Origin of the sequence: Psychrobacter glacincola (genome assembly GCF_904846075.1) — a bacterium.
Taxonomy (GTDB): domain Bacteria; phylum Pseudomonadota; class Gammaproteobacteria; order Pseudomonadales; family Moraxellaceae; genus Psychrobacter; species Psychrobacter glacincola_C.
In genome coordinates this window covers 400,400-420,698 of sequence record NZ_CAJGZH010000002.1, presented here as the reverse complement: position 1 = coordinate 420,698, position 20,299 = coordinate 400,400, and the positions used below count along the sequence as shown (strand labels likewise).

The 20,299-nt window shown below is 43.1% G+C and carries 15 protein-coding genes; 13 read left to right on the top strand and 2 right to left on the bottom strand.

Features of this window, described 5'->3' with window-relative positions:
* Positions 1–9 precede the first annotated feature (9 nt).
* From JMW85_RS07815 to msrB, 10 genes are all read left to right on the top strand, one after another.
* Complete coding sequence (locus tag JMW85_RS07815) at positions 10–3,078, top strand: M48 family metalloprotease (protein WP_201581373.1); 3,069 nt, start codon at positions 10–12, stop codon at positions 3,076–3,078.
* Positions 3,079–3,213: 135 nt separating this feature from the next.
* On the top strand, positions 3,214–4,122 hold the full coding sequence (locus JMW85_RS07810; RefSeq protein WP_201581372.1) for a hypothetical protein: 909 nt from the start codon (positions 3,214–3,216) through the stop codon (positions 4,120–4,122).
* 107 nt (positions 4,123–4,229) lie between these two features.
* Entirely contained in the window at positions 4,230–5,339 is a 1,110-nt protein-coding gene (gene serC, locus JMW85_RS07805; protein WP_201581371.1) for a 3-phosphoserine/phosphohydroxythreonine transaminase, read from the top strand.
* A gap of 250 nt (positions 5,340–5,589) precedes the next feature.
* Positions 5,590–7,434, top strand: coding sequence for an extracellular solute-binding protein (locus JMW85_RS07800; RefSeq protein ID WP_201581370.1), 1,845 nt, complete (start codon positions 5,590–5,592; stop codon positions 7,432–7,434).
* 104 nt (positions 7,435–7,538) lie between these two features.
* A complete protein-coding gene (gene gloB / locus JMW85_RS07795) occupies positions 7,539–8,318 on the top strand; it encodes a hydroxyacylglutathione hydrolase (RefSeq protein WP_201581369.1) in 780 nt (259 codons plus the stop codon).
* Between the two features lie 120 nt (positions 8,319–8,438).
* Positions 8,439–9,506 carry a microcin C ABC transporter permease YejB gene (yejB, locus tag JMW85_RS07790; RefSeq protein ID WP_201581368.1) on the top strand — a complete coding sequence of 356 codons (1,068 nt, stop codon included), beginning with the start codon at positions 8,439–8,441 and terminating at the stop codon, positions 9,504–9,506.
* Between the two features lie 62 nt (positions 9,507–9,568).
* Complete coding sequence (locus tag JMW85_RS07785) at positions 9,569–10,600, top strand: ABC transporter permease (protein WP_201581793.1); 1,032 nt, start codon at positions 9,569–9,571, stop codon at positions 10,598–10,600.
* 46 nt (positions 10,601–10,646) lie between these two features.
* The gene (locus JMW85_RS07780) at positions 10,647–12,332 is read left to right on the top strand and encodes an ABC transporter ATP-binding protein (RefSeq protein WP_201581792.1); all 1,686 of its coding nucleotides are present in this window, start codon (positions 10,647–10,649) and stop codon (positions 12,330–12,332) included.
* 222 nt (positions 12,333–12,554) lie between these two features.
* Positions 12,555–13,859 carry an iron-containing alcohol dehydrogenase gene (locus JMW85_RS07775; protein ID WP_201581367.1) on the top strand — a complete coding sequence of 435 codons (1,305 nt, stop codon included), beginning with the start codon at positions 12,555–12,557 and terminating at the stop codon, positions 13,857–13,859.
* A 249-nt stretch (positions 13,860–14,108) separates the two neighbouring features.
* A complete protein-coding gene (gene msrB / locus JMW85_RS07770; protein WP_201581366.1) occupies positions 14,109–15,314 on the top strand; it encodes a peptide-methionine (R)-S-oxide reductase MsrB in 1,206 nt (401 codons plus the stop codon).
* Positions 15,315–15,447: 133 nt separating this feature from the next.
* Here msrB and folE read toward each other — a convergent pair whose 3' ends face one another.
* Positions 15,448–16,044, bottom strand: a complete 597-nt coding sequence (gene folE / locus JMW85_RS07765) for a GTP cyclohydrolase I FolE (RefSeq protein WP_227681719.1) — start codon at positions 16,042–16,044, stop codon at positions 15,448–15,450.
* A gap of 353 nt (positions 16,045–16,397) precedes the next feature.
* Between folE and JMW85_RS07760 the strand changes: the two genes are divergently transcribed.
* Both JMW85_RS07760 and JMW85_RS07755 read left to right on the top strand, forming a co-directional pair.
* Positions 16,398–17,204 (top strand): enoyl-ACP reductase FabI, encoded by an 807-nt coding sequence (locus JMW85_RS07760; RefSeq protein ID WP_060491067.1) that lies wholly within the window; start codon positions 16,398–16,400, stop codon positions 17,202–17,204.
* Positions 17,205–17,314: 110 nt separating this feature from the next.
* Positions 17,315–18,010: a YoaK family protein gene (locus tag JMW85_RS07755; protein WP_201501205.1), complete on the top strand. Its 696-nt coding sequence runs from the start codon at positions 17,315–17,317 to the stop codon at positions 18,008–18,010.
* Between the two features lie 49 nt (positions 18,011–18,059).
* Here the strand turns inward: JMW85_RS07755 and JMW85_RS07750 are convergent, their stop codons facing one another.
* A complete protein-coding gene (locus tag JMW85_RS07750; protein ID WP_198331573.1) occupies positions 18,060–18,218 on the bottom strand; it encodes a hypothetical protein in 159 nt (52 codons plus the stop codon).
* Positions 18,219–18,762: 544 nt separating this feature from the next.
* Here JMW85_RS07750 and JMW85_RS07745 point away from each other — a divergent pair.
* A complete protein-coding gene (locus tag JMW85_RS07745; protein ID WP_201581364.1) occupies positions 18,763–20,184 on the top strand; it encodes an SLC13 family permease in 1,422 nt (473 codons plus the stop codon).
* The last annotated feature ends 115 nt before the right edge of the window (positions 20,185–20,299 follow it).

The window sequence follows — 20,299 nt, the reverse complement described above, 5'->3', positions numbered from 1 at the left end:
GGCATATAGATGGATTTTTTTGGTGAACAACGCACCCGTACCCAGCGAAGTCTGTTGCTCTATGGGCTATTTTTTCTTATTGTCTTTGCCCATCTGGCAGTAGCGCTGGGTATCATGGCGCTGCTGCTAACGATATTTACTGGTGGCATTTATCATTGGGTGTTGATACTGGTTGCTATCTGGACAATCGGTAGCTTTGTGATCGGTAGTTTTTTAGAGTACAGACGTTTAGAAGCCGGTGGTCGCGCTATTGCTCAGCGTGTGGGCGGGGTTCGGCTGTTTATCGACCACAGCCAAGACGCGTGGGAGCATAGTCAAGGGGTTGCCCATCAGCATGGGCCCATACCAAAGGTTCGTTTCAGCGCCCACCATATCGCCGTGCGTGATGAGCGAGACTTCCCGCCTGTCTACCGTCGTTATTATGAGATTGCCCAGCAGCTAGCCATTGCTTCGGGTGTACGTATGCCGATTCTGTATGTACTGCCTGATGAGCAAGGTATTAACGGCTTCGTTGCTGGTCGTCATAGTCAAGATATGGTATTGGTCGTCACTCAAGGCGCGCTTGATAAGCTGTCCGATGAAGGGCTGTATGGACTGATAGGGCATGAATATGGTCATATCTTGCATGGTGATGCGACGTTTAATTTGCAACTGATGGTGGTGCTGGCAGGCTTGCAATTACTCTATGACTGGAGTGATTCTATTAATAATTTTGGCACTGGTAATCAACGCAATCATCAGAATAGCCATCACAATTATTTTGATGATGCGGTCAATCGACGCAATCTCTTGTCACAAAGAGCCGTCGATAGCCATGCGCGTAGCACTGAGGCACAAACAGCAAGCTTTACCACCCATAGTGAATGGGTAAGCTATTGGCAAAGTCAATCACAAAGCCAGCAGTCGTCAGCTAAGAGCCAGTCACGATGGCTACAAAATAATAATAAGTTCGATAGTCAAGCACCGCGCAATATTTGGACGTTGTTAATACATGGATTGAGTTTTTCGAGTATGGCCAGTGCGCAACTGATTAAACACAGCTTTAATCGCCAGCGTGAATTGCTCGCCGATGCCACCAGCGTGCAGCTGACACGCTCGCCGGCTATTATGGAAACCTTACAAGCCATTCATCAAGATTCGCTTGGTTCGCGCTTAACCAGTATCGCCGATATCAATGGTCTTAGTCATTTCTTCTTTGCCAGTAGTGGTGCTGATTTGGGTGACGTCTCTTGGTTTGCTACCCATCCGAGCTTGGCTGAGCGAATGAGTGCCATTAATGCCCACGCTTATCATGATTTTGCGGTAAAAGTAGCTAAAGAAAAGCGCATAAATCAACAGAAAATAAAAGAGATATATGAGCAGCGGCGATTAGGGGATTGGGGTGTCATAAAAGCAAATAGCCTAAGCAAAAATAAAAAAGAAAAAAATACTCAATCATCAATATTTGAAACTCAATCAGGATTAGATAACAATAAAAGCAATAACGATAAAAGCCTTACTAATAACAGCAATGATGTTATAGACAAAGAAATTACTGCTTTTCCTGCAAATGAAATAAAGAATGAGTTGAACGAAGATAAGGGGCTAGAGTTTGTTATCGAGAAAGATGTCATTGTTGAAGGACGTTTACAGATTCAAGCGCAAAATACCGGTATTCATCAGTTGCTCAAGCCATGGCAAGCAAAACATGATAGCGATTTGCCATCGGATACATTGATTGGTATCGACGATAGACAAAAAGTTTCACTGCCGCAGTATATACTCAATCACAGTTATCACCCGCTCGGGGCGCAAGCTTTGATTGAAGCTGTTATGTTATGCCATCAAGGTCGCATATTATCAACGACTGAGAGTTATGACTTGAGTGATATCTGGCTTGAACTTGCTAACGATAAAACGTCTGCTGCTGAAATCGATAATAACGCTAGCGCTAATATTAGCAGCCACCCCCAATTTTTAGCGCATACGATAGATCATAAATTATTAGCGGCAGTGGCACATCTTGATAGGCGTTTAGACAACGCATTGATTGCATTGGCAATAAAGCAACTGAGTCAGCATGACCTGTCAGAAATTGCTATCAATGAATCACGCTTAAGATATGAATCGAGTCATAGCAATCAAGATCATCAACATTATGTGCAGCAAAAAAAGTGTCGTACAATGCTGATGCGCTATCAACAGGGTATCATTGAGCTATTTGAACACTATCTAACGGCGGATTTAAGTCAACATTTGGCTGATAACATAGCTAGTGAAGATGGTGCTATGGATAAAACTAAGCCAGTATCAACGTACTCAGGAAAAATCGACTCTCGGTTGCCATCGATTTTATCATTATGGCAAGCGCTACAGCTGCAGCAATTATTACCGATATTGTCTACTGTATTAAACGAGACACACGTGCATGCTCAGCCTCAGCTATTATTGTTATGGCAGCAAGCATTGCAAGCGAGTAGAGATGATATTTATGACCAGCTTGACCCTTCAGGACAGGTATTTGATGGTCTCGATGTTGCGGCGAAAACAATGCTTATTTTATTGGCTTATCGGCTATCAAAAGATGTTAAGGGTCAGGTCGTATCAGCACTAGATAGCTCAGTACACATTTCAGCACCTATTTCAGTACTCGGCTATAATAATGACAGTATTGCTCACTATATTGTGGATTTGCGGCGTCATGCACGTTTGATTGATATTGACTTAGCCGCCGTTAGTGACGCAAATTTGCAATGGATACTATTGACTGCGCAAAATATAAATAGTATCCAGTTATTGGCAGTGATAGAAGCGGTGCCTATTTTTATAGCGCCTGCCAGTCAATCATCTAGTTCTAAAGCCAAAGGTGATGATAATTATAGACAGAGGCAACAGGGCGGCGATCAAATAGATTATAATGCTCATAGACAAGACGTCAACGCAGGCAATGACAGTCATTCTTATGCTTATCATACTTACCGGCAATGGCTGAGCACATTGCATACGGTGATGTTACACGATACGATAGTCAGTCAAGATGAATATGATTGCTTGTCCATGTTAGCCAATCATTGGTTAGGCGTTCGGCAGCTTTTTTGAGCAATTTAGTTGATGGTACTTAAGTAATTGTTTTGCTGGCAAGAAACGATATGTTCTTGACCTTTTCTTAATAGCATTTCTTTTGATAGTAAAAGCCTGTAAATTCATTTTAGATAAGTAGGATAGTAAATAAGCATGAGTGATATCCAAGAGCCGCTAATTGTATTGCAGCAGCGCATGCAGCAGCGCCAGATTTTAGCGATGATGGGTATCAATCAGTGGGTGCAGCCGAGCTCTGAAACCATGAATATCGCAGATATTTCTGCGCCTACTCTGCCTGATCCGGCTACCACTCACTCGACTATCGCTAATACCAGCATTGCCTCTGTTGCTGCTGCTCCGACCACTGAACAGCCAACTATTGAGTCTCCCAATGGTGAAGATATAAGCATTGGGATGTCGCATTCAGCATCTGCTGATTCGCTATCAGGTATAGTGGATGATGAGTCTACTAATCACTATTATGATGACGCTAATGATACAGATTTAAGCTATTCTGACCAGCAAAGCCCCGTTACCTATAGTTTTGACTCGACTACCCCTGACATCTCTAAGCCCGCCGTTACCTCCTTTGTAGATACTGTTGTACAGCAAACTTCTATTGTTGATATAAATGACGCTTCGAGCTTTGAAAATGGCAGTTTTAAAGAAGAGGGCTTTCAAGAGGAAAGCTTTAAAAAGGTAGCACCCTTTGATTTACAAGGTGGTCGTTATGGTGATTGGGTGATTTTGGTGGATATCCAAGCACTTAATCATGACAGCCAAAAACTGTGGCAAAATATCACCCAAGCGTTATCCATCAGTTGTGAGACGACATCGTTCCCTATCTGTGAAGGTATGGATACGGCTGAGCTTGCCAATGCCAGTCTTGCTGGATACGTCTTTAAAATCGGCCGTAGCGAAGAGATAAAAATTGCCGCATTGACAGTGTTGCCTGACGGTCTTGAGCATCCTAACCTGACGACTGCACCCACGTTGGATGAGATGCTTACTGATAGTAATCTCAAACGTCAGCTTTGGGAGCAGTTATCGAGTCACAGTTAAAGGCTTACCACTTACTATGATAGAGATTAAAAAATAACGATAAATTCAACATTCAACATTCAACCTTTAATAACCACGATGACTTCATCATATTTAGGATATTGATTATGACCAATAAAGCCGCTCCTAACCGCGTACCCAATTTTTCAGCGGGACCTGCTACTATACCGACGGCCGTATTATCACGCGCTCAAGAAGAGTTGCTTGATTGGCAGGGACGCGGCATGTCGGTCATGGAAGTGAGTCACCGTAGTAAAGAATACATCGCCATTACCGAAAAAGCCGAAGCCAAATTGCGCTCATTGATGGACATTCCAGATAACTATAAAGTGCTGTTTTTACAAGGTGGTGCTAGCTTACAGTTTTCAGCGATTCCATTAAACTTGCTAAATGGTGGGCGCGCAGACTATCTAACGACGGGTGCATGGTCTGGTAAAGCGGTCAAAGAAGCCCAGCGCTATGCCAAACTAGGTCTTGGTGAAGTTAACGAAGTTGCAACAGGCAAAGGTAGCAGCTTTACTGATGTACTAGCCGAGAGCGAGTGGAATATTAGCAAAGATGCCGCTTATTTTCATTACTGTGCCAACGAAACCATTCATGGTTTGCAAATATTTGAGCCGCCACAAGTCGATGCGCCGATTGTCGTCGATATGTCTTCTTGCATTTTGTCACAGCCAATTGACGTCTCTAAATTTGGCATGATTTACGCGGGTGCGCAAAAAAATATCGGGCCAGCAGGTCTGATTATCGTGATTATCCGTGAAGACCTATTAGGTCAAGCGAGTGAATGGTGCCCACTGCTGATGAACTATGAGCACCAAGCTGAAAAAGAATCAATGTCAAACACACCAGCGACTTACTCTTGGTATTTGGCAGGGCTGGTATTTGATTGGCTAGAGGAGCAGGGCGGCGTCGCTGCTATCGGCAAAATCAACCAACAAAAAGCCGATTTACTCTATAAAACGATTGATGATAGCAGCTTTTATAGCAATCCAGTTGACCCCAAATATCGCTCTATCATGAATGTGCCTTTTACCTTAGCCGACAGCAGCCTTGATAAAGTATTCTTAGAAGATTCGGAAGCGGCAGGATTGATGAATCTAAAAGGTCACCGCGATGTGGGCGGTATGCGTGCCAGCATTTACAATGCAGTGTCATTAGATTGGGTGCAGCAGTTGGTTGACTTTATGATTGCGTTTGAGAAAAAACACGCATAAATTATGCATAGACTTTAAAATAAAAGACGCAACTTTTATAAGCTGCGTCTTTTTTTATACACGTTAGTATTCTTTTAAGATAAATGATGCATCATGTAGCAACTCTAACGCTGCAAATCATTAGGTTAAAAAACCTAAGTTTGTTATGATAAAATTCTGCAGCACTCACTCTTTTCAATTATATGGTAGCACTTAAGTAAAATTTCATCATACTCATTGGGCTAGCACAAGGGTTTGTTATAACTTTATTATGATAAAAAATACCATGCTAAAAGTCATCTTGTTAGTGGCAACATTAGGAGCAATGGCGAGCTGGATACCAGTTAGTATCGCGGCGCCGATCACCACTACTGCGCTTGGTCATAATAGTACTACTGAGTATATTAATGCGCCTTTTATGCCTTATGCCAATCCAAAGGCACCGACAGGCGGCACGTTATCGCTCGATGCGCGCGGCACCTTTAATGCGGCCAACAAGTGGATGACCACAGGTGTGGCGATGGTTGGCACCGATTATCTCTATGACACCTTGATGACTGGCTCATTAAATGAAGCCTTTACCATGTATCCGCAGCTGGCGAGCAAGGTCACTTATGACCCTGATGATACCAGTTGGATTATCTATCATATTAATCCTGCTGCCCGTTTTTGGGATGGAACGCCAGTCACCAGTAGTGACGTCAAAGCGACTTATGACGCACTGTTAAATAAAGGACCGATGTATATCCGCAGCTATTTGGGTGATATTAAAGACATTCAAGTTGTTGATAAGCAGCAAGTCAAATTTGTCTTTGCTTCTGATGATAATAAAGAGATTTTATTAACCGTCGGACAGTTTCCTATTTTTGCTAAGTCCTCTATCGATACGGATTTTGAAAAAATAACGTTGACGCCATTGATGGGCAGTGGACCTTATAAGTTAGGACGTGTCGATGCAGGGCGCTCGGTCAGCTATGTACGTGATCCCAATTATTGGGGTCGTGATTTGATGGTCAATCGCGGTCGTTATAACTTCGATATGATTAAGTTTGTTTATTATCAAAGCGATGAGATTGCCTTCGAAGGTTTTAAGTCTGGTCAATATCGTTTTCGCCCTGAGAATAAAGCCTCGAACTGGGCAACGGGTTATAACTTCCCTGCAGTCAAGGCAGGGATGATTAATAAAGAAACGATCAGCAGCGAAAACCCAGTACCGATGCAAGGTCTAGTCATGAATATGCGACGTTCCATCTTTCAAGATATTCGCGTTCGCCAAGCACTGAGCAAGGCTTATGACTTTGAGTGGATGAATAAGACCTTGTTTCATGGGCAGTATGAACGCTTGCAAAGTTTCTTTCATGGCTCCGAGCTTGCCGCAACAGGGGTGCCATCTGCTGAAGAGATGCAGGTGCTTACGCCTTTATTACCTAAGCTTGAACCGTTGCAACGTCAAGCCGTATTAATGGAGTGGCAATTGCCGACCAGTGACGGTAGTGGCTTTAACCGTAAAGAGTTACTAGAAGCGCGGCAGCTGTTGCTAGATGCTGGATTTTATTATAACGATATGAAGCTATATCAGCCCAATGGAAAACTTGCTCAGATTGAGATATTGATGACAGGCGAAACCATGGGTCGGGTGCTGCTGCCATATATTCGAAATTTAAAGCGCTTGGGATTTGATGCCACGTTACGTCAAGTCGACGGACCACAATATTATGAGCGGGTACGCCGTTTTGACTACGACATGATAGTTGATAAATTTGCTCAGAGTTTATCCCCTGGTGCGGAACAAGTTGGTTTTTGGGGTAGCTCAGCCGCTGACCAAGCGGGTAATAGAAATACTATTGGTATTAAAAATACGGCGATTGACACAGTAATAGATCAGTTAGGCAAAGCCAAAAATCGTGATGAGATTGTTTTATATACTCAGGTGCTCGATCGCCTACTACGTGCTGGTCATTATTTAGTGCCCTTATACGGCAAATCAGCGACCAATGTCGCCTATTGGGATCAATATCGTCATACTGAAAAACTGCCCTCTAATGCCATCGGTATTGACTACTGGTGGACGGATAAAGAAGCAGAAGCACGTGTTAACCAATACTTGAAGCAATAATTTAGAACAATAAAGGAAATAACGCTTCATCTTAAAATTTTATTTCGTTTAAAAAATCAATAAAAGACATCAGCAATAAAGATAACTACTGGTAAGGATTTAATATGACTATCCGCATTCACCCAATCAAAGCGTTCAATGATAATTATATTTGGACATTGATTAATGAAAATAATAAACAGGCGATCGTTATTGATCCTGGTCAAGCTGAGCCTGTCATGAGTTATTTGGAAGAAAATAAATTAGAGCTGACGTCTATCTGGACGACTCATCATCATCATGACCATATCGGCGGTGTCGCAGAACTGCAAGAGTCTTATCCGATGACGCATCTGGTTGCGCATACTGAGCATAATGTCGATGAAGATCAAACCATCAAAGATGGTAGTACCGTCAGTGCGTGGGGCTGTGCAGCACAAGTATGGGATGTGTCCGGTCATACTGCTAGCCACGTGGCTTATATTTTAGAGATTGACGGGCTTAAGCACTGCTTTTGTGGCGATACTTTATTTAGTGCTGGATGCGGACGGGTATTTACGGGGACGATTGAGCAATTACACAACAGCTTTAAGCGTTTAAATGGTTTGCCAACCGATACCTTGCTATACCCTGCGCACGAATATACCGCTAGTAATCTGCGCTTTGGCTTATCTATTGAGCCTGCTAATGAAGCGATGCAGCAAGCTTTGACACAAGCAGAAGAAAAAAACGCCGAGGGTATCCCGACGTTGCCAGTCACTCTAGAACATGAGCGCGCAGTCAATGTGTTTTTACGGACGCAAGAGCCGAGTGTGATAGCAGGGGTGAAGTCTAAAGCAACTATCGATGATGATAAATCTTTGGCTGTATTTGCTGCGTTACGTGAGCTTAAAAATAGCTTCTAGTTTCTAACTTTTAAAGCTTAAGCCATAAGTTCTAATCAATGCTTTAACAAATAATAAGTCGATAAGTGGTCGCTGCTCATTTTCTCTGTTGTTATGTTTTTATCTTAGGAAGCCACCGTTATGGGTCGTTATATCTTAAAAAGGTTACTGCTGATATTACCGACGCTTTTTTTGATATTGCTCGCAAACTTTGTGATTGTACAAGCAGCGCCTGGTGGTCCTGTCGAGCAGCAACTGGCGCTTATTGAGCAAGGTGCAAAAGACAATGCACTTGGCGGTAATATTGGCGCAGGTAGTGCGGGAAATAACAGTACCTATCAAGGTACGCGTGGCTTATCTGAGGAAATGGTTGCAGCGATTAATGCCCAATACGGCTTTGATAAATCGGCACCTGAGCGCTTTTGGCTCATGTTAAAGAATTACGCTCAGCTAGATTTCGGCGAGTCTTTTTTTAAAGGACAGTCGGTAACAGATTTAATTATCGAGAAATTACCCGTTTCTATCTCGCTTGGGCTCTGGAGCACGTTGCTGATTTATATGATAGCGATTCCATTAGGTATCTATAAAGCCATGCATCATGGCTCGGGGATTGATAAAGTTACTGCCATGCTACTGGCTATCGGGCATGCAATACCTGTTTTCGTATTTGCCGTTATATTACTGGTGTTTTTTGCCGGTGGTAGCTACTGGAATATCTTTCCACTGCAAGGCTTGACCTCTGAGAACTTCGATCAATTAAGCGCGCTGGGTAAAATCAAAGATTACTTTTGGCATTTAGCGCTACCGCTGCTAGCAAGTACGATTGGCGGTTTTGCGGGCTTGACTTATTTGACCAAGTTTAGCTTTTTGGAAGAGCTCGGCAAGCAATATGTGCTTACTGCTCGTGCCAAAGGCTTGGCTGAGCGTCAAGTGTTATACGGGCATGTGTTTCGTAATGCCATGCTGATTATTATCGCGGGTATTCCAGCGGCTATCGTTGGTATTTTCTTTGCCGGTAATTTTTTGATTGAGATTATTTTTAAGCTTGATGGTTTGGGTCTCTTAGGCTTCGAAGCCATTCAACAGCGTGATTATCCTGTGATATTCGGTACGCTATTTATCTTTACTTTACTCGGACTATTATTGCAGTTAATCAGTGATTTAAGTTATCACTTAATTGATCCTCGTATTGATTTTGAGGGGCGCTAATGTCAGATAAAATATCAAATCATCCATTACCTTCAACGCCTTCATCTGCATCTCCTGTCTCTATGCCAAATAAATGTCGTCTAAATCCTATCTGGCAGGCACGCCTAAACCATTTTCGCCAAAATCGTCTTGGCGTCGTATCATTATTCATTTTTGCGCTGATATTCGTCATTTGTATGGCAGCCAATGTGATTGCCAATGACAAGCCGCTACTGGTGCAGTATCAAGGCGATTATTACTTTCCTGTTCTAAAAGCCTATCCTGAAACGGCTTTTGGTGGGGTGTTTGAGACTGAAGCCAATTATAAAGACCCTGCGGTACAGACGCTGATTAATGAGCAGGGTTTTTACATTATGCCGCCGATTCCATTTGCCGATCAGACACCAAACGTTGAGCTGGGTATTCCATATCCAGCAGCGCCCAATAGCCAGAATTGGCTTGGTACTGATGACTTAGGCCGCGACGTGTTGGCACGAATACTTTATGGCATGCGCGTGTCATTATTGTTTGGTTTAGCATTAACACTTGCTGGGGCAGTGATTGGTATTATCGTCGGTGCAATACAAGGTTATTACGGTGGTTGGATAGATTTGGCAGGGCAGCGCTTCATGGAAGTGTGGGGCGGTATGCCGCAGCTATTTATGATTATTATCTTGGTCAGCTTATTCAGCCCTAGTATCTTTATGCTATTTGCAATGATGTTATTATTTGGTTGGATGGGGCTGGTTGGCTTGGTACGGGCAGAGTTTTTGCGGGCGCGTAACTTTGACTATGTGCGCGCTGCTCGTAATCTTGGGGCTTCAGACAGTCAAATCATGCTCAGACATATTTTGCCCAATGCCTTAGCGTCAAGCTTGTCGCAATTGCCTTTTATATTGACAGCTAATATTATCGCTTTAACCGCACTAGATTTTTTAGGTTATGGCTTGCCGCCTGGGTCACCGTCTCTCGGCGAGCTGATGGTACAAGGGAAAAATAATCTCGATGCACCATGGCTTGCGCTATCTGGGTTTTTTAGTTTGACCTTTATCTTATCACTGCTAATATTCGTTGGCGAAGCGCTGCGTGATGCGTTTGACCCGAGGCGCTCCTGATATGACAACTGATAATGTGATTACTGATAGTTTGACAACTACTAATATGACGATTGCTACTGAGCAAAATGCCCATTTAAATAATAGTCATAGCAATAACCAAAATAAGCTGATGCTGACCGTGGATAAGCTGAGCATTGTTACCAATACTGGCTTAACGTTAGTTGATAATCTGTCTTATGCGCTTAGGCAAGGACAAACCCTTGCTATCGTTGGTGAATCGGGCTCTGGCAAATCCATTGCAAGTCTTGCGCTATTAGGCTTATTGCCAGACAGTTTGACTGTTAGCGGTGAGGTGAAGCTAGCAGGGTTGACTGTGCTACCGATAGCCAATGCCAATGCCAATGTTAGTGTTAGTGCTAAGGCACGTAACGCTGCGCTGCGCTCTATTCGCGGACAGCGCATCGGCATGGTGTTTCAAGAGCCGATGACAGCGCTCAATCCACTACATACAGTTGCCAAACAAATTGCTGAATCGCTACGTCTAGTTGGTGTGCCCAAGAAACAATGGCAAAGTCAAACAATCGATTTACTAAATGATGTCAATATTACCAATCCGACTGATAAGCTGAACCGCTATCCGCATGAGCTATCAGGTGGTCAACGTCAACGGGTCATGATTGCCATGGCATTGGCACAGCAGCCTGATATTTTAATCGCTGATGAGCCGACCACCGCGCTTGATGTGACTCTGCAACGTGAGATTCTCGCTCTATTAGATGATCTTAAGCGTCAGCATAATATGGCGATGGTGCTTATTAGCCATGACCTCAATCTGGTCAGGCGCTACAGTGATGAAGTAATTGTCATGCGCCAAGGGCAAACGATTGAGCAAGGGCAAACGGCAGCGGTATTTAATGAGCCTAAAGCAGAATATACTCGCTCGCTTATTCAGCAAGACTTTGGCCAAGCACTGAACTTCTCTAATGATGATAAAATTCAGCAATCAACCGTATTGCAAGTCAGCAATTTACAAGTACAGTTTCCCATTGAAAAAAGTCTGTTTGGTGGTACTAAGCGCTGGTTTGATGCGGTAAAAAATGTTGATATGACGCTACAGAAAGGGTGGGCGTTAGGCATTGTAGGTGAGTCAGGCTCTGGAAAAACCACGATAGCGCTGGCATTAAGTCAATTACTTAGCAATCAAGCGCGTGTGGGTGGCGAAATAATGGTCAATGGACAAGATATTTCAGTATTGTCCAAGGGTGAGCTACGTCAGTTTCGCTCGCAAATTCAAATGGTATTTCAAGACCCCTTTGCCAGTATCAATCCACGTATGACGGTGATGCAAATCATTGAAGAAGGATTGCTTGTACAAGGCGTTGATAAAGCAGCACGGCAGCAGGCGGTGATGGATAGCCTTACTACCGTACATCTGCCAGCTGAGTTTGCGCATCGTTATCCGCATGAGCTATCAGGTGGTCAGCGTCAGCGTGTCGCACTTGCTCGCGCCCTTATTATGCAGCCGAGTCTACTGATATTGGATGAGCCGACGTCCGCGCTTGATAGTACCACGCAGGTCACTGTAGTTAGCTTGCTGCGTGAAATTCAGGAAAAATTGCAAATCAGTTATGTGTTTATTAGTCATGACTTAAAAGTGGTGCGCGCCCTATGTCAGCAAATTATGGTGCTTAAAGATGGCATATGTATTGAGTCTGGACGTACTGAAGATGTTTTTAATAGCCCACAGCATCCCTATGCGCAGCAGTTGCTGCAGGCGAGTATGATTTAGCTTAGCCAAAAAGAGTTAAGCAGATAGAGCCAAATAAGCAGAACATGGCAGTTCATACTAATTGCGATATCCTAAAAATAGCAGTGATACAATAAGTTAAACAGACGTTCACTTTAGTTAGATGCTTAAATTTGTTTAATTTTTAGTTAAAGAGCCGTTTAAATCGCTGCTTTAAAGGATTGTTATCGCTATTATTACTATCATTAAAAAGGATTTTTACTTATGAAAAAGCAAAACAGTATTGCTAAATTAGCAAATAACAAGTTAGTAAATACCAATGGATTGCAGAATGTCGGTTATTTAGCCGTTGCTAAAACACGCGCTAAAGTCTTAAAAGCGTTCGCTTATGTTGTTCCAATTAGAAGACCAATGCTATTTGTCGGTGAGAGCTCTTGTGAAGAGCTATGTGATATGGCTATCAACGAAGGCAGCACCAATGTATTTATCGTCACTGATGCCGTGCTTAATAAGCTTGGCATTCCAGCCAAAGTGACTGATTATCTAGATAGCAAAAATATCAGCTATACCGTTTATGATGGCATTACCCCAGACCCTACTTTTAAAGTTGTCGAAGAGGGACTGCGAAAATCTATCGATGCTAAGTGCGATTCGATTATTGCCATCGGTGGTGGTTCGGTCATTGATGCGGCTAAGATGATTGCGATGTCACAAGGCAATAGTTGCAAGCCGCAACAGCTTATCGGCATTCTTAAAGCCAGAAAGCCTTCGATGCCGCTTTATTGTATTCCTACCACGGCTGGCACAGGTTCAGAAGCAACCCTTGGTGCAGTAGTATCAGACGATAAAACGCATCAAAAAGCACTGTCTATTGACCCAAGAATGGTGCCATTAGCAGCGGCTATTGACCCTGTTATTATGAAAGGCATGCCGGCTCATATCACAGCAGATACGGGTATTGATGTATTGACCCATGCGTTAGAAGCTTGGATGAGTGCTAATGCGAGCGTCGAGACCGATTATTATGCGGCTTCTGCGGTTAAATCTGTGATGCAAAACTTACCGCTGGTCTATAAAGACGGCGGCAATCTTAAAGCCAGAGAAGCAATGGGTATTGCCGCTCATTACGGCGGTATCGCCTTTAATAAAGCGGGTCTTGGTTACGTCCATGCTATCGCTCACCAATTAGGGGCGTATTACAGTATCCCGCATGGTCGTGCCAATGCCATCGTGCTGCCGTATGTGCTTGATGTCAATCGTCAAGGAAGTAAAAAAAGACTGGCAGAGTTGGCTAGAAAAACAGGTATGGTAAAATCGGGACAAGCTAGCAAGAGTGATGCTGAGATTGCCGACCACCTCATCGCGCAAGTACGCGAACTGATTGCCACCTTGAATATCGATCCAACGGTGAAAGGCATGCAAAGCAGTGATTTTGATAAAATTGCTAAAGCAGCAGTAAAAGAAGTCAGTGATACTTATGCCGTACCGACTTATCTATCAGCGTCTGAAATTAAGGCTATTTTAACCAAGATTCAGCAAGCCAGTGATGAGCGTTCTGCTGCAAAATAAAAGAGTAACTAAGCTATATTGATATAATATAAAAGAGCACACTACACTGTCCGTAATGTGCTCTTTTTTAATAATCATACTTTGTAGCAAACTTATCTTATTAAGATAATTGTGTATAATTCAGGGTTTTACTGTTTAATTATATTAAATAATATCTGATTACTGTTAAATGTTTATAACAATATAGGTGTAGTTTAGTGAGGTCAAAGAGTTATCATGGTTATATTATATTACTTTTAGGAGGTATCGATGAATCATAAATTAAAGACGGGCGCTATTACGATGGCTGTAGCAGCCATCAGTATGGTTTTCGTTGGCTGTGCTGCCACCGAAAATACGCCCGCTGTGAAAAATACTGCCATCGATAATCCTTATGCGCCAACGGATCCAAATCTCGCAGTCGCTACGGTCGCTGGCGGTTGTTTTTGGTGCGTGGAAGCGGGTTATGAAAAAATACCTGGCGTTGTAGAAGTGGTCTCTGGCTATACCGGCGGTCAATCGACCAATCCAACTTATAGCACTGTATCAGCAGGCGGCACAGGGCATACTGAAGCGGCTCAAGTCTATTATGACCCGACGAAAATCACCTATAATGGTCTCGTTCAAGCGTTATGGCGTATCGCCGATCCAACCGATGCTGACGGCCAGTATGTAGATCGTGGTACTCAGTATCGTGCTGCTATTTTTTATAATAATGCACAAGAAAAGCAGATAGCAGAAGCGGCTAAGCAATCACTGCAAGACTCTGGTATCTATAGCAAACCAGTTGTGATTGAAATTGTTGCTGCTAGCAAGTTTTACCCTGCTGAAGAGTATCATCAAGATTATTATAAGAAAAACCCAATCCGCTATAAGGCCTATACCTTTAATTCTGGTCGCTATCAGTTTATCGAAAGTGTCTATGGTAAAGACTACGAGCTGGATTTTAGCCAGTTTAAATCTACGGCGGCAGATAGCGTACAGGCAACATCAAACAATGCGTCAGCTACTAAAGCTAGTACAGGATTCAATCCAGATACCTTTGAGAAGCCTGCACAGGATGAGCTAAAGCAGTCACTAAGTGACATTCAATATAAAGTCACTCAAAAAGACGGCACCGAACGCGCTTTTGATAATGAATATTGGGATAATAAAGCGCCTGGGCTGTATGTCGATGTGATATCGGGGGAGCCACTATATTCCTCTCGTGATCAATACAAATCTGGCACTGGCTGGCCAAGCTTTACCCGTCCATTGAGCACGGATATGGTCGTTGAGAAGGAAGACAGAGGGATATTCGGAAGCCGTACCGAGATTCGTAGTCGCTATGCTGATTCACATGTGGGTCATGTGTTCGATGATGGCCCAGCACCGACAGGCAAGCGCTACTGTATGAATTCAGCGGCAATGCGTTTTATTCCACTGGCACAAATGGAAGCAGAAGGTTATGGCAATTGGATTGATGAAGTAAGCTAGGTTAGTTAAGCCTCGTTATATTGCAATCAAGGATTGATTGCTAGTTATTAATGATAGCTATATTGAAAGGTACGCATTAAAAAAGGATACTTAAGTATCCTTTTTTTGTGACTATCTATTGTTATTTGAAGCGTTAGAATGCAGGCTGACGTCTAGGGATCGCACTCAAAAACTCATTGCGCGCTTGATTGTCATGTACGTACTCACCCAACATCGACATCGTGCGTGTAGTAGAGTGTTGTTTATTTACGCCGCGCATCATCATGCACATATGTGCTGCATCCATCACTACCGCTACGCCGCGACAGCCAGTGACATCCATAATAGTTTGTGCCACTTGCTCGCTTAAATTTTCTTGAACTTGCAAGCGACGGGCGAACATATCGACGATACGGGCAAATTTTGATAAGCCCAGTACTTGACCATTGGGTAAATAGCCTACATGAGCGATACCATGAAAAGGCAGCATATGATGTTCGCACAATGAATAAAATTCAATATTTTGTACCAATACCAGCTCGCGATTGCTCGATGGAAACAGGGCGTCGTTGACGACTTCATCCAAGCTTTGATGATAACCTTGGGTTAAATGTGCAAAAGCTTTCGCGGCACGCATCGGTGTTTCTTCAAGACCGGGACGCTGTAAGTCCTCGCCAGTTGAGAGAATCAGTTGACGATAAGACTCAACGCTTTCTTGGTAATTTGATGCTATTGTTGGGGTGTTACTCATAAGTTTGGCAGCCATCCAAAATGTGGGTGTAGCTTAACGCTAAATCCCTAATTACGAACAGTTACAAATAACTGTTGTAAAGGATTTTTATAAAAATTGTGCAAGCTGGGAAGGGCTGTGATTATACTTGAAATCTACTTAACTTCATACTGCTGTGGCGAGCAGTTGGGCGTTTAATCAATATTAGACGCCATTATAAGGGAATACAGTTTACGACTGTTTACTTAAATTAATTCGTGTATAATGACTTATTTTATAATTTGTACTTTTTACGCTGTGATATTCATCGTATCTAATCACTCTAAATAACTTAATATGATTAAACAATTTTGATCGACCCAAAAGGAAATATTATGCTACTACAAGGACAACGATTTGTCGTGACAGGCATTGCGAGCAAACTGTCTATCGCTTGGGCTATCGCTGAGGCACTGCACCGTGAGGGTGCCTCATTAATTCTCACTTATCCTAATGATAAGATCAAAAAGCGTGTCGATATGGCAGCGGAGAAATTCGAAGCAGATTTGGTACTTGAGTGTGATGTGGCGTCTGATGAGTCTATCGCTGCCTGCTTTGAGCAAGTCACTGCCCATTGGGGTGATGGAATCGATGGTGTGGTACATGCGATTGGCTTTGCACCGATGGATCAGCTTGATGGCGATTTTGTTAAGGCGACGACCCGTGAAGGCAGTCAAATTGCCCATGATATCTCAAGCTATAGTTTTGTAGCATTAGCCAAAGAAGCTCGTGCTTTATTGGCCATGCGTCACGGTTCGATGCTGACATTGACGTATGAAGGTAGTATCTCGGTATTGCCAAACTACAACGTCATGGGTATGGCAAAGGCCAGCCTCGAAGCCAGTGTTCGCTATTTGGCTACTTCGATGGGCGGTGAAGGCATTCGTGTCAATGCGATCTCAGCAGGTCCTATTCGCACGCTTGCTGCCAGTGGCATCAAATCATTCCGTAAAATGCTCGATATCAGCGAAAAAATCGCGCCGCTACAACGTAATATCACACAAACCGAAGTCGGTAATGCGGCGCTTTTCTTGCTATCACCTTGGGCATCTGGTATCACCGGCGAGATTATGTTTGTTGACGCAGGTTTTAATACTGTGGCTATCAGTGAGCAATTAATGATGCTTGATGAGCCGAAATAATCCACTTCAATAGTCGGTTATAGGGTTTTATACATCAGGAAGGCAGCCAATCGGTTGCCTTTTTTGGTTATAATAGATGCTTTTTGGTGATAAGCCATTAGGCGGCGAATATGATAACCAAATTACCAAAGTGGATATTGTGGGGCGGGGCAGTACTGGCATTCAGTGCTGGCTGTGTTAACACTGCTGCGTTAATGGGGTTTACCAATCTATCGGTTTCTCATGTCACTGGCAACGTAAGCTTATTTGCAGCGGCTATTGCTTACTTGGATGTGCGTAGTATCTTGTATATCGGTGCGCTGCTATTGTCTTTTTTGGCAGGCGCGATACTAAGTGGTTATGTGATTGGGCAGACATCATTAAAGTTAGGTAGGCGCTATGGTAGTGCGCTATATATCGAGGCGGCACTGTTAATGGCCAGCTACTGGTTGTATCAGCAGCATGATTATTTAGGACAATTGGCGGCGGCGATGGCATGCGGATTACAAAATGCCATGGTAGCGACTTATAGCGGTGCAGTCATTCGTACCACCCATTTGACAGGTTTGACATCAGATATGGGCGCTGCTATTGGCAACTGGCTGGCTGGTCGATCAATTAGTAAACCGACATTGGGTTTTCAAGCCATTATTTGGTATTGCTTTTGTGGTGGTAGCGCCGTAGGGGCATTTTTATTCGCTAAAGTTGGCTATGAAGCTCTATTTGTACCAATTGCTATCGTCTTGACGGCGGCATTTATATATAACTACGCCTCAGATCGCCTGCCAGAAAAAAGAGAGCCAAAACACGAAAGGCGCTCATCATAACGATAAGCACCTTTCGTGTTTTGGCTTGGGGTAATCATAAAACGTTGGCTTACTTCTCACCTTCATGGTCTTCATGTTCATGCATGCCCTGCATCATATCGAGTGCTGAGTCGTCGGTACGTTGCTGGTCTTCTTTAGCCAAACCGTCTTGATTGATATCTTTTGGTGCCATTTTAGTGGTTGAGTCGGTTTTATTTGTGTCTGTCATAAAATACTCCTATTTATTGTTATTAACTTTCCGATATAAATACTATTAAAAAATAATTGTTAAGCTGTTAGCGGTATTAGATTTTTATTTTGACTTATTTAGTATGAGATAGCACCATGCGCTTGTACATACTAAGTGTACGCTTGTTTAGTGACGATGTGTAACCGTACATCACAAGGCTTGCGACTTGATGAAAAGCGATTACTCAGCTATAGATTGCTCACTCTGTATTCGATTTAACAATAATAAGCTGTTGAGTTAAGTTTTTAATTAAAATGTGAACGGGTCCATGAGAAAGATTTATCTCTGTAAAGTACTGTTTTAAGGTGCATTTCGTAAAATGCATCAAAGTAATTTTTTACCTTTGAAATGACAATATTTATTGCAAATCTCATAAGGGCTTTGTTGCATCAGATTTTTGTTATATATCTGTTATTATGACAACGTATTTTTTACGGTTGCTGGTTGAATCAGTGTCAATCGCTAACATACGTTTTTATTTTAGCGTCTTTTTACACTGTCTTTGGGAAAATAAGGACATTTTATGTCAGAGCAAAAACTAGATAGCCATCTTCCTGATGATGGCAACGAGTATTTATTTACCGATACCTTTCCAAAGGGTACTGGTAAAGGGTTGATAGTGGTCGCTATTGCGGCGGTTATTAGTATAATTATCTTTAATATATTGCCATTCGATGTCAATGCCAATAAGGGTCTTGCCTTATTGTTTTTCATCGGCGTACTGTGGCTAACGGAAGCGTTGCACGTCACGATTACGGCGCTATTGGTAGTAGTGGTGGGTGCCCTAGTTGGGATACCAGAATTCGATGCCGAGATAGGCTTACAAAGCTTTGCCAATCCGACCATTTATCTGTTTTTTGGTGGTTTTGCTTTGGCGGCGGCCTTGCATGTGCAGCAGTTGGATAAAAAAATTGCACTGAAGATTTTATCGATGTCAGGCGGCAAATTAAGTACGGCGGTGTTTTTGATATTTGGCGTGACCGCATTTTTATCGATGTGGATATCGAATACCGCGACGGCGGCGATGATGTTGCCACTGGCGCTCGGTATTTTAACGCAAGTTGATCGCGAAAAAGACCGTGGTACTTTTGTATTTGTATTACTAGGTATTGCTTATTCAGCAAGCCTTGGTGGTCTGGGTACGATCGTTGGTTCACCGCCAAATGCCATCGCGGCAAAGGCGCTCAATATTGCCTTTGTGGATTGGATGAAGTTTGGTATACCAATGATGTTGGTGTTACTTCCACTATTATTGGGTGCGATGTATCTGTTCCTTAAACCCAATCTGAATCGTAAAATTGTACTGGTTGAAGACGAACCTATCGCATGGAATAAACCGCGTGTGGTGACGATTATCGTCTTTATTGTCACTGCATTGAGCTGGATTTTCTCCAAAAAGATCGGTGCCGCGCTTGATATTACGGATACTGATGCAGTTATTGCCTTGTCAGCCGCCGCTGCGGTGGTGAGCTTAGGTTTGGTATCTTGGAAGCAAGTGTCTGATAATACGGATTGGGGTGTACTCATGCTGTTCGGTGGCGGTATCGCCCTATCGACGATTTTGAAGGTATCAGGTGCGTCCTTGGTGCTAGGGGAGACGGTCGCTAATGCCTTGTCTTCTGCACCGCTTATCGTGGTTATGATTGCGGTATCAGCATTTATTATCTTCTTGACGGAGTTTGCTTCTAATACCGCCTCTGCTGCACTGCTGGTTCCCGTATTTGCTGCCATTGCAGAGCAGATGGGTTTACCTCACGAAGTGCTGGTATTGGTCATCGGTATTGGCGCATCTTGTGCCTTTATGCTACCAGTTGCGACACCGCCAAATGCGATTGTCTTTGGTACGGGGTTGATTAAACAGAGCGAAATGATCCGTACGGGTGTCATTCTTAATATCATTGCTACCTTTGTCGTCGGATTGTGGGCTTATTTCTTCTTAATATAGTTTAGCAATCACATTAATCATAACTTATGAAACCCGATGTCTCAATACTCACGAGCCATTGGGTTTTTTTGTTTCTCTTTTCTATTCCTTTTTACGGTTAGTCGATGTATAACAT